The sequence below is a fragment of the Mycoplasma sp. 10961 genome, from assembly GCF_055523525.1.
Map to the genome: position 1 here is coordinate 234,335 of NZ_JBVFVD010000001.1, position 18,267 is coordinate 252,601.

At 28.0% G+C, this 18,267-nt stretch carries 14 protein-coding genes and 5 tRNA genes; 6 read left to right on the forward strand and 13 right to left on the reverse strand.

All coding sequences use genetic code 4. From position 1 onward, the window contains the following. Positions 1–52: 52 nt before the first annotated feature. The 3 genes from AC0B4T_RS01070 to AC0B4T_RS01080 form a co-directional block, all read right to left on the reverse strand. Entirely contained in the window at positions 53–925 is an 873-nt protein-coding gene (locus AC0B4T_RS01070) for an MAGa7180 family putative nuclease (RefSeq protein ID WP_465102762.1), read from the reverse strand. Continuing rightward, entirely contained in the window at positions 906–1,565 is a 660-nt protein-coding gene (locus AC0B4T_RS01075) for a hypothetical protein (RefSeq protein WP_465102763.1), read from the reverse strand. The genes AC0B4T_RS01070 and AC0B4T_RS01075 overlap by 20 nt, the downstream gene beginning before the upstream one ends. Positions 1,566–1,665: 100 nt before the next feature. Further along, positions 1,666–2,514, reverse strand: a complete 849-nt coding sequence (locus AC0B4T_RS01080) for a PTS glucose transporter subunit IIA (protein ID WP_465102764.1) — start codon at positions 2,512–2,514, stop codon at positions 1,666–1,668. Positions 2,515–2,634: 120 nt separating this feature from the next. On the opposite strand from AC0B4T_RS01080, the gene AC0B4T_RS01085 reads away from it, so the two are divergent. Then, positions 2,635–3,339 carry a hypothetical protein gene (locus tag AC0B4T_RS01085; protein ID WP_465102765.1) on the forward strand — a complete coding sequence of 235 codons (705 nt, stop codon included), beginning with the start codon at positions 2,635–2,637 and terminating at the stop codon, positions 3,337–3,339. 341 nt (positions 3,340–3,680) lie between these two features. On the opposite strand, the gene AC0B4T_RS01090 is transcribed toward AC0B4T_RS01085, so the two are convergent. The 9 genes from AC0B4T_RS01090 to lepA form a co-directional block, all read right to left on the reverse strand. Then, a tRNA-Leu gene (locus AC0B4T_RS01090) sits at positions 3,681–3,765 on the reverse strand. Positions 3,766–3,786: 21 nt separating this feature from the next. Further along, positions 3,787–3,862, reverse strand: a tRNA-Thr gene (locus AC0B4T_RS01095). A 1-nt stretch (position 3,863) separates the two neighbouring features. After that, positions 3,864–3,939: transfer RNA gene (locus AC0B4T_RS01100), tRNA-Val, on the reverse strand. 5 nt (positions 3,940–3,944) lie between these two features. Then, positions 3,945–4,020: transfer RNA gene (locus tag AC0B4T_RS01105), tRNA-Glu, on the reverse strand. A gap of 6 nt (positions 4,021–4,026) precedes the next feature. After that, a tRNA-Asn gene (locus tag AC0B4T_RS01110) sits at positions 4,027–4,101 on the reverse strand. Between the two features lie 169 nt (positions 4,102–4,270). After that, complete coding sequence (gene lepB / locus AC0B4T_RS01115; protein WP_465102766.1) at positions 4,271–4,738, reverse strand: signal peptidase I; 468 nt, start codon at positions 4,736–4,738, stop codon at positions 4,271–4,273. Between the two features lie 3 nt (positions 4,739–4,741). Further along, positions 4,742–6,994, reverse strand: a complete 2,253-nt coding sequence (locus AC0B4T_RS01120) for an ATP-binding cassette domain-containing protein (protein WP_465102767.1) — start codon at positions 6,992–6,994, stop codon at positions 4,742–4,744. A gap of 281 nt (positions 6,995–7,275) precedes the next feature. Further along, positions 7,276–9,183: a M13 family metallopeptidase gene (locus AC0B4T_RS01125; protein ID WP_465102768.1), complete on the reverse strand. Its 1,908-nt coding sequence runs from the start codon at positions 9,181–9,183 to the stop codon at positions 7,276–7,278. A gap of 7 nt (positions 9,184–9,190) precedes the next feature. Then, positions 9,191–10,999: a translation elongation factor 4 gene (gene lepA / locus AC0B4T_RS01130; RefSeq protein WP_465102769.1), complete on the reverse strand. Its 1,809-nt coding sequence runs from the start codon at positions 10,997–10,999 to the stop codon at positions 9,191–9,193. Between the two features lie 98 nt (positions 11,000–11,097). On the opposite strand from lepA, the gene AC0B4T_RS01135 reads away from it, so the two are divergent. Next, a complete protein-coding gene (locus tag AC0B4T_RS01135) occupies positions 11,098–11,835 on the forward strand; it encodes an MAGa3780 family membrane protein (protein WP_465102770.1) in 738 nt (245 codons plus the stop codon). 37 nt (positions 11,836–11,872) lie between these two features. On the opposite strand, the gene AC0B4T_RS01140 is transcribed toward AC0B4T_RS01135, so the two are convergent. After that, positions 11,873–13,228 carry an APC family permease gene (locus AC0B4T_RS01140; protein WP_465102771.1) on the reverse strand — a complete coding sequence of 452 codons (1,356 nt, stop codon included), beginning with the start codon at positions 13,226–13,228 and terminating at the stop codon, positions 11,873–11,875. A gap of 284 nt (positions 13,229–13,512) precedes the next feature. Here AC0B4T_RS01140 and AC0B4T_RS01145 point away from each other — a divergent pair, with 284 nt between their 5' ends. From AC0B4T_RS01145 to AC0B4T_RS01160, 4 genes are all read left to right on the forward strand, one after another. After that, positions 13,513–14,697, forward strand: coding sequence for an IS30 family transposase (locus AC0B4T_RS01145; RefSeq protein WP_465102623.1), 1,185 nt, complete (start codon positions 13,513–13,515; stop codon positions 14,695–14,697). A 403-nt stretch (positions 14,698–15,100) separates the two neighbouring features. Further along, positions 15,101–16,249, forward strand: a complete 1,149-nt coding sequence (locus AC0B4T_RS01150) for an IS3 family transposase (RefSeq protein ID WP_465102614.1) — start codon at positions 15,101–15,103, stop codon at positions 16,247–16,249. A gap of 159 nt (positions 16,250–16,408) precedes the next feature. After that, on the forward strand, positions 16,409–17,422 hold the full coding sequence (locus AC0B4T_RS01155; protein WP_465102772.1) for a LacI family DNA-binding transcriptional regulator: 1,014 nt from the start codon (positions 16,409–16,411) through the stop codon (positions 17,420–17,422). Beyond that, positions 17,415–18,242 carry a deoxyribonuclease IV gene (locus tag AC0B4T_RS01160; RefSeq protein ID WP_465102773.1) on the forward strand — a complete coding sequence of 276 codons (828 nt, stop codon included), beginning with the start codon at positions 17,415–17,417 and terminating at the stop codon, positions 18,240–18,242. Before AC0B4T_RS01155 ends, AC0B4T_RS01160 begins: the two co-directional genes overlap by 8 nt. Positions 18,243–18,267 lie beyond the last annotated feature (25 nt).

Consider the following 18,267-nt stretch of genomic DNA (forward strand, 5'->3'; position numbering starts at 1 on the left):
AAACCTAGTTTTTTTTCATATAAAAACCCTTCAAACAAAAGGTTTGAAGGGTTTAAGGCATTACATCATGATCAGCTTTACCTTGGGCTTTTCATTTTTCTAATAACTTGCTTCATTCTTGCTCATTAGAGCATGCCAAGTATTCTAAATCATCAGCATGAATCGACATATTAAATTTAGGAGAAGTTTGTTGATTAGTATATTGTGTATACCAATTTTTAACATATTTAATGTCATCTAAAACTTCGTTTTGGTTAACGTTAAATGAATATACTTTAATTTGTCTTTGATATAAATCAACAAGATCTGGAGTTAAATAATCATTAATATTTTTAGTTTTATCTTCTTGTAAAAACGCTGCAACAATTGCATATTTATTAATCTGCTTATTTAATTTTTTGCTCATTAAATAAGCATATAATTGAGCTTGCTTACGGTATGAAGGGTCAATTCCTTCTTTGGCTCATAAATCATATTTTTTTGCGCCTGCTGTTTTAATTTCTAAAATTGTTTCTAAACTTGGGATATAACCATCTGGTACTCCGCTAATTACTTCATCAATACCTTCAAAATAATCGTAATTTACTTCCTGGGCAACAAAGTTTTGAATTTCTAAATTAGGATATTTATTTCGTAGTACATTAAAGATTTTTGGTTCTAAAATTATCCCAGCATTAATATACTTTTTGCTTAATACTGGCATTTTAATTCTGGCTATATGGCAATAGGCTTTAAAATCACTTTTAAAGATATTTCCTTTAATTAAAATATCACCTACTGAACTTCCACCTATCTTCTTAAATCCCTTTCATTTATCAAAGGTTTTAAGTTCATTATAAAATTCATCTTTAAGATGAATTACTGAGTTATCTCAATCAATAGTATAATGAACATTATTATAATATTTACGCTTTATGTTTTCCATTGTTTTTAATAAAGTTTTCAACTACTGTTTTAGCGACTACTTCAACAGCTGGGAAATTAGCAGCTCAATTGCGGTCAATTAAAATATCTTGGGGAACAATATGGTCAAAGGCAAAGGTTAGTTTATCAAAACTAATTTCAGTCGAATTATCATCAACACCAGTAACAAATTTCTCAGCATCCATAAATTTCTCAATACGAATTGAGACTACTCTGATATTATGATTATCATCAGAGTTTTCGTTAATTAATTTAACGTTTTTAATAAAATAATCTAATTCATTAGGAAAACGTAGATCATCAATTAAATATAAACTATTTTTATGTTGTGGTTTGATATTATTAACAGTATCTTTAATTTTTTCAAATGTTTTACCACACCAGATATTACTATCAATATTTCGACCTACTTCGCCCATTGCGATTCAAAGAGGGCGCACCACTTCTTTGTTTTGTCCGTCCCAACGAAGTTCATTTAAAATCGGTTGGGTAATATCTTTGATTGGCTGAGCAAAAGATAAGACATAAATATGTTCCCCATAAAGTTTAGTGCATTGTTCTTTAATAGCATTAGTTAATAAACCTTTACCGCTGCGACGTTTTCCATTGATTAAAATAATTGTATGTGTGTTTTTTTTCATTAGTATGCTCCTTAATATATATATAAATTTTTTAAAAGTTGTGAAATAAAAAAGATTTTTAGTAGGCAAAGCCTCTAAAATTCTTTTTTATGATATTTAATTAAACTAAATTAAATAAGTTTTGACCAACTTTAACTTGATCCTGCGCTTTATTAACTACTGTTTGTAAACTAGAACTATGCGTTGCACAAATGATGAGATGTGTATCAATTTGTTCTTTACTAAATTGATCTAAATTTAATTTAAATAAGTCTTGACCTGCTTTTAGCTCAGTATTAACTGGGGCTAATAAATTAATTCCAATTCCATTTAATTTATAACTATCTTGACCTAAGATTATAATAACTTCAATTCCACATTTAGTAGCAAATAAGAATTGGTTTTTGCTTGCTGGTAAATTAGTAATGCTTCCATTAAATGGTGCCTTAAGAACTATTTTACCAGAAGTTTGACTTAATTTAATTGCTAGCCCTTGGCCAACTAATCCTTCAGAAAAAATACCGTCTTTAAGCTCGTTTAAAGCAACGATTTGTCCATCTACTGGGCTTAAAACATTTAAAGTATTTAAAGTGTGTTTTTGAGTGTTTTTTACTTCATTATTTGCATTAACTAAATTATTAGGATTAGTTGTTTGGCTTGCTAATTTTTGTGCGTATTTTCTAACTTCAAAATTAAGTTCTTCAACTACATCACCAAACTCGGCTTGAACATGTTTTGTATCTTGAAAAATAGTTACTTTACTTGCTCCTAAGGTTTTTAATGTTTCACTTTGCACAAGTGAAACATCCTTTAAGTCATATCTTAATTCTGAAACGGAATTACTAAAAGCATTAATATTGTGAATTCCTCCAAAAGCTTCAACAATTTGAATTACTTTGGCAGGAACTTCTTGGTTGCAAACACATCCAAAGAATGGTTTACAAATACATGTATTGTTTTGATTTGACATTGCTATGCTCCTCTAAAATTATCTTTTAAAATATGTATGTATTTTACCAAATTATTACTGTTTTTTAAAAGAAAATTATCATTATCTTATTCTTGAATAATCATGTATAATAATAAGATAATGATAACAAATTACAAATATAAAAATAGTCTCACTTGAGACAGAAATTTATTTTGGGGTATTATTTTCATTGGTTTTGCATTAGGAATGTTAGTTTTTAGCGGACTATTATCATTCTTTATGAAAATCATTGTAAATAATAATGGAAACCATTTAATTTTATTTACATCTGTTGGATCGCTTGGAATCTTTGTGATTTCAATGGTCCAATGGTTTATGTCAACTAAACGCTCGCAGGTTTGGAATTGGCTCAGACTTGCTTTAAGCATTGTATTTTGAGCAATGTTATTTAGCGGATTATTCCACTTGTTATTACTTAAAGAAGTAGCTAACTTTAGTCCTAGTTCATTAGTCTTGATTATGCTTGCACCTGTTTTAATAATGGCTCTTGCTGCAGTTTTATCATTTTTCGATATTGCAGTGCATAAATTATCAATCGTAATGGGGATGTTATTTGTTGCTTTTTTAATCATGGCAGTTATTTCGATTTTTGTCTACCGGGCATACTTTTGAGTTCTATTAATTCAAGGAGCGATCTTTACAATTAATAGTATCTTTGCCTTTAGACAAATTCGCCAAGCTGAATTATTTGCTAATAACAAAGTAGTATTTCATGCCATCTTTTGAACTACTGAATTATTAAATAACTACTTCCACTTATTATACGTTGTAGTACGTTTATTATTAATTCGTTCAAGGGATTAGAAAAACCTGGGCTTCCCCAGGTTTTTAACTATGTTTTAAAGAAAATGAAAACCAGCATAATGATGAATGCTGGTTTAATTATTATTTATTGAATTTGTATTATTATGTGTTGTGATATAAAAATAAAAATAAAAACAAAAAAATTAATTAAAAAACTTTAAAGGAGATCATGAAATTAAAACATTCTAATCTTTAGTCGAGATAAAAAAAATGATTAATAATTATAATAACATGCTCTATGATTAAACAAATTCAATGTTACAAGTTGGAATTTCCTCTACTACAATGATTTCCAAAATGATATAGATATATAAAAATATAAAAAATAAAAATTAAAAAAGTGGTGCACGAAGAGGGACTTGAACCCTCATACCCGAAAGTACTAGAGCCTAAATCTAGCGTGTCTGCCAATTTCACCATTCGTGCAAAATGTAAAACATGTAAATTTGGTGCCGTCTATAGGACTCGAACCTACGACCTACTGATTACAAGTCAGTTGCTCTACCAACTGAGCTAAGACGGCATGGTGGAAGATAAGGGACTCGAACCCATGACATTCGCCTTGTAAGGGCGACGCTCTCCCAGCTGAGCTAATCTTCCATAAATGGCAGTCTGTACGGGGATCGAACCCGTGCGTGCATGGATGAAAACCATGTGTGTTAACCGCTTCACCAACAGACCATATAATGGCGCCGATTATTGGGATTGAACCAACGACCAACTGGTTAACAGCCAGCTGCTCTACCGCTGAGCTAAATCGGCACTCTTTGCTTGTTTGCTAGAATATTATAGCATAAAATTTTTAAATAACAAAAATATTTTTATTATTTTTTATTAAAAAATTTCTTTAGAGCTTTTTTGTACATGTATTATAACAGACTTTTAAATAATCCAAAAGAAATAGCCATTTATGCAAATTACGCATAAATGGCTATATAAGTATTGAATTAATATCTGAAATTAAAAAAGGTCCAAAATGGCGACTATCTAATGAATTAGCTAAATTATCACCTAATGCAAAAAAGTTATTTTGGTTAATTGTAATATTTAAATTATGAAACGACGAATTATTTAATTTTAATAAAAATTTACCATTTAAAAATAATTCATCATTATTAATTAAGATCTGATCACCAGGTAAGCCAATAACCCTCTTTATTAATAATTGGGATTTAAAATTAAATATGACAATATCATTATAAGTAATTTGATTTGATTTTTTAGCTAAGAAAATTTGGTTATTATATAATGTTGGCTCCATTGATACGCCATCTATTTTCACGATTGTATAAAATTGAAAAAAGATTATTAAGGATATTAATAATAGCGTAAGTATCAAAAATAATCAAAATACTCAAGATTTAAAAAAGTTTTTAAGGTTAAGTTTCTTTAAAACCATAGTTTATTTTAATAATTTATGGGTTGCTTTTTTATATTGTGAATATGACATTATGGCAAAGATAATAAGAGCTACAATTGATAAATATAATCATGAACTACTAAAGTTAATAAAATTATTTAATAAATCAACTTCTAATGCATTAAAGCCTGTAATTGCGTTGATAACAATATTAGCTAAAGGTAAAGCAATTATTAAGCCAATAACTAGTGTCATTACTAAAATAAACAAGACATGAATTGAATTATAAAAGATAATTCATTTTGACTTTGCCCCCAATGTTTTTAATATTCCAATGCTTTTTCGTTTTGAATCTGATAGTGATTTTAAATATGAGATTAAAAAACTTGTAAACAATATTATAAAAACTAAAAAGAGTCCAAAAGTAATTAATTGAGTTAATTTAGAATTTTGTAATAATTGAAAGATGGTTGTGCTAGGTCCAGATAATATTGAATATTTATTTGATAAATTTTTTAAATATTCAATATTATAAGCATCTGACCCTAGGTCAGTTTTGAAAAAGACATTTAAAGTTGAAATATTATTTTTGAAATATGCATCAATTAAATTATTATGGTATCTAAATTCAAGTTCATTAGAATCATATATACCAACAATTTTTAAAGTTATTGATCCTTGTGGAGTAAACCTGGCTCAAACTTTTTCATTAAGTTGAAAATCAAAGTTTGCTTTGGCACTATTTACAAGAGCACTGGAAACAATAATCTCATTATAGTTTGATGGTTTTTTACCTTCAATTAAATCAACATTTAAATCTTTCAGTGTTTGATTTGGGTGAAAACTTGCCGAAGGACCAAAGTGACTATCTAGGCCTTCAAGCTTGGAAATATCCGAGAATACTTTATTATATTTTTCATAAACATCAAAGATTTTAGAATTCGAATCTTTTAATAGGTCTTGGTGAACTCAAAAATCAACTTGGTTTTGGTACTCAGCTGTTGTAAAAGTTCCAACTATTTTTACTTGGTAATTAATGCTTTTTAAATCATCTCTTAAGGAGATTGTTTCATTATTAGTATTTAAATATGGTTGTAAAGAAATAGTTTGATTTAAGGGATTTAATAAACCTAGTTTTTTAGCAAATTTTTCATTAATGACTATTTCATTTTTGCTTTGGATAAATCTACCTTTTACTTCGCTAAGAGATTTAAATCTTTGCACGAAAAAATCATCGCTATTAACTTCAAAATATTGAAAACTAATTGCTGAATTATTATTATATTTTAATTCAAAGTTTCCAGAACTAGGAGTTGCACCCAAAACATATTTTACATTTTGATCCTTTTTTAAGTCGTTAATTTCATCATTATTAAAATTTGAAGAGTTTTTGTGTGCAATAGAAGCTAAATCTAAGTTATTACCTGAAACAAAAGATTGTGAAAACCGAGTTGCACCAATATTTAAGTTATATGAAATTAAGGTTGAAAATAATGCCAAAATAAAGGTAGCAATAATTAAAATAACTTGCCAAGTTTTTGTTTTTAAATCATTTTTAATAAATTTTGAGGCAATTCAAAATTTATTATAAAAAGAAGGTTTTTCTAAATGTTTTAAATTATTGCTATCATTATTAACATTAAAAGTATTATCAACATCTTTTTCAATAACTAATTTGGCATCTTGAATTTTTACGATTTTATCTGCATATTCTTTCACTAATTCATAGTTATGACTAACTACTACTATCGTTTTAGTATTTGATAATTCTTTTAATGTTTTAAAGATAATTTTTGAATTATTCGGATCTAAATTACCAGTTGGTTCATCTAGTAAGATAAAATCTGATTGGCGGTTTAATGCTCTTAAAAGAGCAACACGTTGTTTTTCTCCTCCTGAAAGTTGTTTAACATCACTTTTTAAAGTTTCTGGAGTTATATTTATCAACTTTGCTTGTTTATCTAAAATTTCTTGGCTAAGCTTTAAACCTAAAACACCATTTCCGACTTGTATATTTTCAAGAACATTTAAATTTTCAAATAAATTATAATCTTGAAATACTAGATCAATTTTTGGGTTTTGGATTTCGTGCAAATTTGCATCATAATATTGTATTGTTCCGCTATTTGGTTTAAATATTTTGGCAATATTATACAATAGCGTTGTTTTACCAATTCCAGAAGGGCCAATAATAGCAGTTATTTTATTTGAAGGAATTTCTAAGCTGGCATTATTAAGTAATGCTCTTTGTTCTTTTGTACCAAATAAAGTTGTTAAATTATCAATTTTGATCATAACCCTCCAATAAGTTTAAAATTTGTTTTGAGTAAAAATAGCCAATGATATTGATATGTTTGTAATGCTCTAAATATAATTTAATTCATCTTACAATTTGACCTTTATTTATTTTTATATCAGAAACTATTTTGTCAAATTCTTCAGATAAATAATATGTAGAAATATTGATAAATTTTATTTATTAATAAAATTGTATCATATATATAAATAGAATTTGATATTTTTTATAAATTCACAATAAAAACCACTTATGAGTTTCATAAGTGGTTAATAATTTATTATCAAATTTTAACACGTTTTGAAGGTTCAACGTACATTCCATCGCTGGGCTTAATATTATAATAATTACTAAAATCATCACTATTAGCTAAAATAACGTTAGCCCTTACTTCTGTTGGTGAGTGAACATCAGTTTCTAATTGGCGTTTTGCCGCACCTTCTTTATAAATTGAGCGTCAAATAGTTGCTCAAGATACAAAGAATTCTTCTAATGAAAAATCTGGTTCTAATTTAGCAGATTCTAAAGCGCAACTAAATCCGCCTAAGTCAGCAATATTTTCTGAAACTGTTAATTTACCATTAACTTTACCATATTGAGTTTCCCGACCATTAAATAATTCAATAGCAGACTTTGCTCTTTCTTGAAATTCTTGTAAATCTTCTTTAGTTCATCAATTATTTAAAGCACCAGTTTCATCAAATTGGGAACCATTATTATCAAAACCATGTGAGATTTCATGGGCAATAACAGCTCCGATTCCGCCAAAGTTCGCTGATGAACAGCGATCAATGCTGTAAAAAGGTCATGCTAAAATAGCAGCAGGAAAGACAATTTGATTTTTTAATGGACTATAATAAGCATTAATTGTTGCAGGCGACATACTTCAATATCTACGATCTTCTTGTTTTAAGTAAAATGATAATTTATATTCTGTTATTAACCTTGTAAAGTTTTGGACATTTTCAAAGATATTGCCGCCTTCTTGATAAGTTTTAACTTTAAATTGACTGTAGTATGGTTGGATAACTTCTGGATATCCAACCATTACTTCAATGGCGTCTAGTTTCACAATTGCTTTTTGAATAGTTGTTTTTGAAAGTCAAGTATTTTCCAATAATCTTTGCTTATATACATTAATCATGCTGTTGACCATTTTTTCAACATCTTCTTTAGCTTTTTTGCCAAAGAAGGTATTGGCATAATACATACCTAGTGGCATACCAAAAAATGAATTAGTTTTATCATATGCAAAATCTTCAAGGCTACGCGCTTTATCAATTGAATATAGCGCTTTTTTGAATCTTGATGCTTGTATTCTAATTTCTTCTGTTAAATCATTTGTGACACTAAGCAAATTAAAAATAAACATATGGGCTTTAAATTTAGCAAAGTTTTCAGTGCTATAAATTTGGTCAAAATTTTCAAAGAATTTTAGATTAATAATTGAAGCACTTGCAACTTCTTGTTTAAAAATTGCGTCAATTATTTTAAATAAATCATATTGTTTTGAATAATCCTTGATTTTACTTCTTTCTTGTAAATTATAAAGAGCAACAAAATTAGCTTGTTCAACTGAAGATAGTAAATAATCTTTATAAAATAAATCAAATTCAACAGCTTGATTAATTAAAGTCGTTACTTCTTGCTCTGATTTACCATAACTAACTAAGAGTTTGAAAACCATTTGTTTTCAAACTTCAATTAATTTATTTGCTTCATCTTGGTTTTGATATGTTTCTTTTGAAGGCAAGATGGTTCTTGAAGGGTTTGATAATCATAAAATACGTTTTTTATTATCAATGAAATCTTCAAAGATATCAATATCAAAAGGTAAGTTATGGTATGAAATTCAAAACTCGCGATCTTGATTAAAAAGATCCTGAAATGATGTTAATTGTTCAATTTTAGATAGATAATTTCTAACTGGATTTCACCCTAATTCATCACGTTTTTTTGTATCTAAAATCATGCTATAAAATTTTAAATATTCATGCATTGCTGGATCTTTAGGTAAAGTCGAATTATCTTGGTGTCATTGGTTAATTTGTCCTTTTAATAATTCTTCTAATTTTATATCCATTTCAACAAAGGATCCAATTGATGAACGATCTGCTGGAATTTGTGTTGTTTGTAACCAATCATGGTTAATATGTTTAAAAAAGTTATCTTTTAAATTTGGTTTCATATTTCTCCTATTTCTTTGAGTCAATATTTGTTTTTAAAATTGACAAGAAGGCTTCTTGTGGCACATCAATGCTACCAAGTTTTTTCATTCGTTTTTTACCTTCTTTTTGTTTTTTGAGTAGTTTTTGCCTTCTTGTGACATCACCACCGTATAATTTAGCAGTAACGTCTTTGCGAAAGGCTTTAATTGTTTCTCTAGCAATAATTTTACCACCAATAGTAGCTTGGACTGGTACTTCAAAGTTTTGACGCGGAATTGCATTTTTTAGTTTTTGACATAACTCCCTTGCATTTTCATATGCATTATCACGGTGTGTAATCATTGAAAATGCATCAACTTTATCTCCATTAAGTAAAATATCTACTTTTACTAAATCGCTTTCTCTGTATCCGATTCATTCATATTCAAAGCTAGCATATCCCTTAGTTGTAGACTTTAAGCGATCAAAGAAGTCAAAGATTGTTTCGGCTAGGGGTAATTCATAAATAACTGAGCTGCGGCGCGAATCAATCATTTCTAAAGATTTATAAATTCCCCGCTTATTTTGGCATAGTTCCATAACGTTTCCGATATATTCATTAGGAATAAAAATATGTGCTTCAACGTATGGTTCTTCAATTTTATCAATAAAAGTTCGATCTGGCAATAAAGTAGGGTTGGCAATCATTTCAACTTGTCCATTAGTCATAGTTACTTTATATTCAACACTCGGACTTGTGGCAATGATCCCAACTTTATATTCACGGTCAAGACGTTCTTGTAAAATTTCCATGTGTAATAAACCTAAGAATCCAACTCTAAATCCAAAACCTAAGGCTTTGGAGGTCTCTTGTTCTCAAGTAATTGATGAATCACTTAAAGAAATTTTTTCTAAACTCTCTTTAAGTTGTGAATAGTCCCTGGTATCAACTGGATAAAACCCAGTGAAGACAACTGGTTTCATTTTTTTATATCCTGGCAATGCCTCGCTTGTTGGATTTTCAATATGCGTAATTGTGTCTCCAACATTAACTTCCTTTGCGTCTCTGATAGCTGCTGATACTCACCCTACTTCACCTGCACTTAAAAAATCTTTCTTAGTTTCATAAGGATTTCTCACCCCCAGTTCAATTACATGGTATGAATTATTTTGATCAGTGCGTGACATAAATTTAAATTTATCACCAGTTTTTAAAGTTCCTTCGAAGATTCTTACAAGCATAACTACTCCCCGATAAGGGTCAAAATAACTGTCAAAAATCAAAGCTTTTAATGGTTTATGATCATTAGCTAAAACAGGGCTTGGAATATGTTTAACAATTGCTTCAAGCAAATTATCTACTCCTAAACCTGTTTTAGCTGAAACTAATACTGCATTTTCAGTTGATATCCCAATTACTTCTTCAATTTCTTGCTTTACTTCATCCACATTTGCGCTAGGCAAGTCAATTTTGTTAATTACTGGAATAATTTCTAAGTTATTTTCCAAAGCCAGATAAACATTTGCCAAAGTTTGAGCTTCGATTCCTTGCGTTGCATCAACAATTAATAATGCACCTTCGCTTGCTGCTAATGAACGAGATACTTCATAAGTAAAATCGACATGCCCTGGTGTATCAATTAAATGAAAAACATAATTTTTATACTTAATTTGTACTGCATTTAATTTAATGGTAATGCCGCGCTCTTTTTCTAAGTCCATTGAATCTAAAAATTGATCTGTTAAATTGCGATCACTAACTGTTTTAGTTAATTCTAAAATACGATCTGCTAAAGTGCTTTTTCCATGATCGATATGTGCTATGATTGAGAAATTTTTAATTTTCGATTTATCCATAATTAATTTATATTATATTATAAAAATAAGCTTTTATTAACAATGCGATAAAAGTAATTTTTATTTTTAATTTAAATCTTATAGTCTATAATATAAACATGACACAAACCTATCAAGTATTTAGCCATAAAAAACAAAATGCAATTTTAGCCTTAGGTATTTTTGTTTTGCTTGTCTCGGCTTTCTTAATTGCATTTAATGCATTAGTTTCGACATTTGATGGAATACCAATTCATCCAAAGTATTGAGAGTTTAAAACTGTTTTTGGACCTTGATATCATTTATTATATTTTACAAATTTATCAAACCTATTTTTAGGGGTTATGATTATTTGAATCGGACTGAAACCAACATGTAAAATAGTTAAAAACCTATTCTTTGTTTCGGTGATTTGCATTAGTATTACTTTTGCTGTTTATTGAGCCTTAATTTCATGAGTGCAAGTTTGAAATTTTTCACTAAATAATTTTACAAGTGTAATTACTCATGGAGTTAATCCATTAATGGGATTTATCGTGCTATTTTGAGCTCGTAAAGAAGTTAAAATTAATAAACCTGTTTTATTAATTTCATCAAGTATTGTATTTGTATACTTTATATTCGCACTAGTAGTATATTTGGTAACAGGTGCCCAGTATGAATTTAAAAATGGAGCAATCATTTACTCATTTATGCATTTTTATCGTCCATTCTTTATATCAACAACTAAATTATGATTAATTATTCTTTTAGATCTTTTAATCTTTGTGATGGGTATTTTAATTCCAATTGTCTTTGCTTTCTTTTGAAAGGCAATTTATGGAATTAAATTACAACTGAGAAAAGAACCTAAATAAAGATCTATCATAAAACCCTCCTATAGGAGGGTTTTTGTTATTTAATTACTTTTACATATTTTTTATTATATTTATGTGAGATAAATCAAACTAAATATCCAAAGATCATTGTGGCTACGTATGAGATTAGTGGCAAGAAGTTTTCAAATGAAGTTTTATTTTCAATAATAAAGGATATTTGTGATCCAACTAATGTAAATAAAATGGCAATCATTCCAATAATGTAAATAATTTGTTCTCAAACTGGAATTTTTTCTTGTTTTTTTAATGATCATAATCACACGGTGAAAATAGTTAATAAATATTGAATTAAGTATGAAATATTTGCAGCATTTAAGATTTTGCCAAATGTATTATTAACACCAGCAAGTGTTGGAATAATGCTAAAAATAACAGATGATAAAGTTCCTACTATTGCATAAACAATAATGGCATTTTGATATTCATTATGTTTATTGGTTTTTGCTCATGCACTCGGGAAATATCCATCATTAGCTAAAGCTGCAATCATTCTTGCTTTTGGTTGCACACCACCCATCGTTGCAGAAATACGGTTAAAGAATAAACCAACTGCAAAGATAGTTGTACCAGTTGCTCCTCACACTACTTTATAAGCAATATCTAATCCAAATCCAGAACCTAAATTACTTCTTGATAAACCTAAGAAAATAAAGTAAAAGATAAAGTATGCGACAAAGACAATTAAGAAAATAAAAAGCATTATTTTCTTAAAGCGCTTGGTCTCGATATCTTTTGATATAGTTGCTAGTGATTCAAAACCACCATAGGCATAAATAAAGCTTAAAACTCCACCAGCAAAGGCGCTTAAACTAAAGGGTCCAAGTTCGCGCAAAGTTGAACCATATGAATTACTTTGTGCAATTAAGTAGATAATTAATCCAAATCCTAAAATAAGAGTAATTCATTTAAAAATAGCTGTAATAAAAATAAAATTTTTAGATAGTTTATAACCAAAAGTGCCAAGTAATACAAATAAGATATAAACTACAACTGAAATAATCGTGTAAACTATTTTATTATTTGGATCAAATTGTTCTAATAATCTTGCAAAAAATAATGGTGTAGTAGCTGCAAATAAGATAATTTGACTTGCTTGGTTTCAACCTTGGAAAAAAGTCATTTGTTTGCCAAAAGTCTTTTTCGCATATAAATATGAACCACCAATTTCCTTTTGGTACTTTTCACCAGCCCGTGAAAAGGCAAAGATTACAGCTACAATAATGATTGATGTTAAGATAAAAATTAAAATTCCTCAAACACCTTGGTTTATTAAGCTTGAAATTGTCGCAATAAATCCAAATCCAACAATATAATTAAGAGCATATAAAATAAAATTAACTTCTGAAAGTGAATTTTTCTTTGTTTGACTCAATTAAACCTCCTATGTATAAATCTTTGGTTAATTATATATTAATTTTTTAAATTTGTAGTAAAAATAAACATTATTTATTTAATTTTTTAAAAAATACCCCTTTTTATAATATTTGTTGGTAATAATAAATCCAAAAAAATTAGGTTATAAAATTTAAATTATTTTTTATTAATTGGAAATGTCACATGCAAGTTTTTTGCATGTGACATTGTTTTTTGTCTGCCTTGTAATAAAATAATTGCATTAATAAAATTTTAAAAATTATAAGGAGACCTTAAAATTATATGAAAAATTTAGAAAAATATATTTGTGTTTTTGACAAATATCGAAAAGAAAATAAATATCAACATTTTAAAATTGAAGAGAATTACAATACTATCTTGAAAATGCAAGGAGCTCTTGGGACGCAACGAAAATTACGATCAGATCAAATTGATCTAGAACAACTTTATAATATTTTACAAGAACTTTCTGAAGGCTTCTCAATCCAAGAAGTAGCCAAAATTTTTGATAGAGACATTCGAAGTATAAAAAGCAAAATCCAAATTATTACAAATCGCAGACCACTTAGTTTAGATAAACAAAATCGCTATGCTTGTCCTAAGTGTTCAAAAAGAGTCATGCGTGTTAAAACCCTTAACTTTACTAAACTATACGAACATTTATTAGACTATTCATTTTCACGACTCTTTTTTGTAAGTGATGCAATTAAAGAGAAATGAAAGGCCTACAGAAAATATTGGCATAGTGAGCTTAATACATACAATAAAAATAGAAATAAAAAGAACTTAGTGCAAAAAGAAGTTAAGAAATCAGTTACCTATCTTGTGAATTCTTTTAAAGAATTATCACCTGATGAATTTGCTCCTTCACCTAGTACAATTTATAAAATAATTAAAAAATACCCTTATTTCCTTGATTTTAGCCACATTGTTAAAAAATCTGAAGGCAAATATGGCATAAGGAAGAAGAAACAAACCAAACCTAAAACATTAAAATATGCAACAGAAATTTCGAAACGTCCAGCTTATATCAATAATCGCTCAGAACATGGTCATTTTGAATTAGACACCGTTATTGGTAAAATCAATGATACATATTGTATTGTGACCATAATTGAACGGCAAACCAGAATGTCTTATGCTATGCTCTCAAAACGCAATTCCAAAGCTATCAAACAAACTCTTCTAAAACTAATCAAGAAACATAACTTAGACATTAAAACTTTAACAGTTGATAATGGTAGTGAGAATGTCTTATTGCACCAGGTCATTCCAACTGAAAGATTATTTAAATGCCAACCATATAGTTCATGACAAAAAGGCTCAATAGAAAATATGCACCGCTTAATTAGGTATTACATTCCCAAAGGAAAAAGCTTAGATAAATATTCTCAGCAAGAAATTGATTATATGATGGAAAAAATAAATAACTATCGGCAAGTTGTCCGGCAATATAAGATAACCTAAAAACTTTTTTAATCCCCCGCCTTTGATTGCAATCAAAGGGGCCTTACTTTTGGCAAAAGTAAGCAAAACCGACGAGAAAACACTGCCGTGTTTTCTGTTTTCGCATACATTTTTTTATATAAAAATTATGTTAAAATTAAAAGACAATTATTTTGTTAATATCTCGCGTGTGACTTTTCCAAAAAACATTAAATTATTTTTTAAAAAAAACATTTTGGAATTTTATAAATTATATTATAATTAAATCAATGCTTACCTAGGTAAGAGTGTATATTTCAGTAATATACTTCTTGAGCTATAATAAATGCTCCTTTCCCATAATAATATCTTTCCCTCTAATAGACAGGGAAAAAATATTCGGACAAAATCCGAATATTTTTAATATAAAGAAAGAGAGGTAGTTATGAGGCATTTAAAGACTAAAGAATGAATCAAAATTTTTGACTTATACGATAAATATTTGAACCTGGGAATAACGAAGGCAGAATTTGATAATTTCTGTTTTGATATCAGAAAAGTATACTGAAATAAAGAATCAATGAGAAATATGTTAAAGAAAAGAAAACTGTATAATTTAAATATGAACATAGAATCACAAAGCGGTAAATCACCTAAGAAAGATAAAGGTGTTGGGAGAAAGAAAAAGAAAGTTCTCGATTATACATGAATTGATACTCTTAAAGATGATGAAAAAGATGCAGTTATAAAATACTACTATCGAATTTTTAATGAAAATAATATTGATGCAGATATCTCAAAGATAAAGAAAATCAAGAATCTTTCACATACTAAAAAATCTAAAATGATATGTGTTTCAAGATCTACATATTACGAGAAATTGAAAGATAACAACAAGACTAAAGAACTAAAGGTTAAACACAAAGAAATAATTTTTCAAAGTTTTGTCGAAAATAAAGAAAGGTATGGACGAAGGAGACTTGCTAAATATATTTTCCAAGAATATAATATTCAAATAAATCCTAGAACCCTAGGAAATTATATGAAAAAGCTTAATTTGAAAACATTTGTTAGACAAAAACGTAAAACCAAGGAATCTAAAAATACTAGTATTAAAATACCTGATTTAGTAAAAAGAGATTATAATTCACGTAACAATAATATATATGCAACAGACGTGACCTACATACCAGCACCAAAAGATATTGAACAAAATCATATTTATTTATCTGCAATTATTGATCATAAAACTAAGTTTGTGACCTATGAATTATCACTTAGAAATGATACTGAACTAATTTTGAATAATATCAGTAATACAAAATTCAAAAATAATTTTATTTTACATTCTGACCATGGAACTGCTTATTCGTCGGTCGAATATACTAAAAAAATAAAATCACTAAAAGGTAAAATATCAATGTCAAGAATTGGTAATAGTCTTGACAATCGTGAAATTGAGTATTTCTTTTCAATTCTTAAAAGTGAAATTTTCCCAAATTTTGATCAAACCTGTAAAAAACTTACTTTTATTGAATTATCACAAAAAATCAAAGAATTTATAAACTGATATAATTATAAAAGAATAAGATAAAAAAACCTTCCCAAAGCATTCCGTTTGGCTTAGCCAAATGGTATGGTTGGGGAAGGTTAAACCGTCCGAAAAAAATTTCCCAGTTTATAATTTAAATTAGAGGGATTTTTTTAATTTTAATTGTTTTATTTTTTGGTTATTTTCTTATAATATTTCAATATGAAAAACAGCAAAGGTAACATTGAACAAGATGCCAAAACAAAGAAAATTAGTTATAAAGGAATTTCAAAATTAGCTGGGGTTTCAATATCAACGGTTAGTAGATTTTTTAATAATGGCTATATTTCTGATAAAACTACTAATAAAATTCAAAGCATTATTAATAAATATGGTTATATCCCCAATTACGGGGCTAGCATTGTAAGGGGTAAAAGTCGAACAATCTTTGTAATAATGCCAAATGCCATTCAAAATAAGTTTAATTTAATTACAAGCGGTCTGGTATTAGAAAGTGCTAAGAATGATTGACATGTAGTAACTACTTATAGCGAAACAGCTTCTAATGATTATATTGCAACGATTAAATATGCCCTTAGTTGAAAGCCTTTAGCAATTGTTGCATTAATTCCTGATTACCATAAAAGAGTTTTTGATTATTTGAAAAATATTTCTAAAGAAACCGCAATTGTAATCTATGGACATAATATTGACGACTTAAACTGAATTAAAACTGATTTTGAAACAAGTTTTTATAATAGTGTTGAAGTTTTCAAACATAACCGTAACCAGCAACTAGCCCTTATCTTAGATGAAAAACTTTCTGATACAGAAAAAAATGAAATTAAAAATGGCTTTAATGCTGCTTGCCAAAAAAATGATTTAAATTGTTCAATTTACTATTTAGAAACAAAGAAAAATTGAATCAATATTCAAAATCTTAATAAAAAGTTAAAATTTGCCGGAATTAAAAATATTGTTTGTTCAACACATGAGGTCTATGTGTCAATTATGAATACTTTAGGTAATAAAGAATTTAAAATGACAGATATAGGTTATCAATCAATCTTTGATGTAGTGAAAAATTACAAAGCAAAAATCTTTGTTGATTATCCAAAGATCGGGATGATGATTATCCGAATGATACATGATTATTTAGAAACACAACAACAAGAAGGTGTTTTAGTAGATACCTTGATTATTGAAGATGAAAAAAATAGGAGTAAATATGATTAAATTAGGTTCACATATTTCATTTAAAAAACCAGGTTATTTACCAGCTGCAGTTCAAGAATCACTTGATAATGGTGCAAATACCATGATGATTTATTTAGGGGCTCCACAAACAACTATTAGGGTACCAAAAGAAAATTATAAACTTGAAGAATATCTTGCGAATTATAAAGATAAAATTTCACAAGAAGACATTATTGTACATGCTCCATATATTATTAATCCAGCTAATCCATCAAAAGCTAATTTTTCAAATGATTTTTTAATTAAAGAAATTGAAAGGATGAATTATTTAGGTTTAAAATATTTGGTTTTGCACCCTGGCGCTTATACTACTTATGAAGTACAAGAAGCATTAGAACAATTAGTAGATAGTTTAAAATATATTATTAGTCAAACTAAGGACGTTGTAATTTGCATTGAAACAATGAGTGGAAAAGGAACAGAAATTGGAATTAATTTTGAACAAATTAGATATTTATTAGATTGAACTAATGATCCAAGAGTCCAGGTTTGTCTTGATACTTGTCATTTATGGGATTCAGGTTACGATTTGCAAAATTACCAAGAATTTAAGCAAGAATTATTTAAATATGATTTATTAAAACATGTTAAAGTTATTCATTTAAATGATTCTAAAAATCAATTAGCCAGTCATAAAGATCGCCATGCTAATATTGGATTAGGAACTATAGGCCTTAAAACATTACAAGAATTTGTACATGATCCAGATTTTGATAATATACCAGTTATTTTAGAAACTCCATATTTAAATAATAAACCAATTTATAAAGAAGAAATAATGATGCTTTTAGATAAATAAATTGAAAATACCAAGAATTACTTCT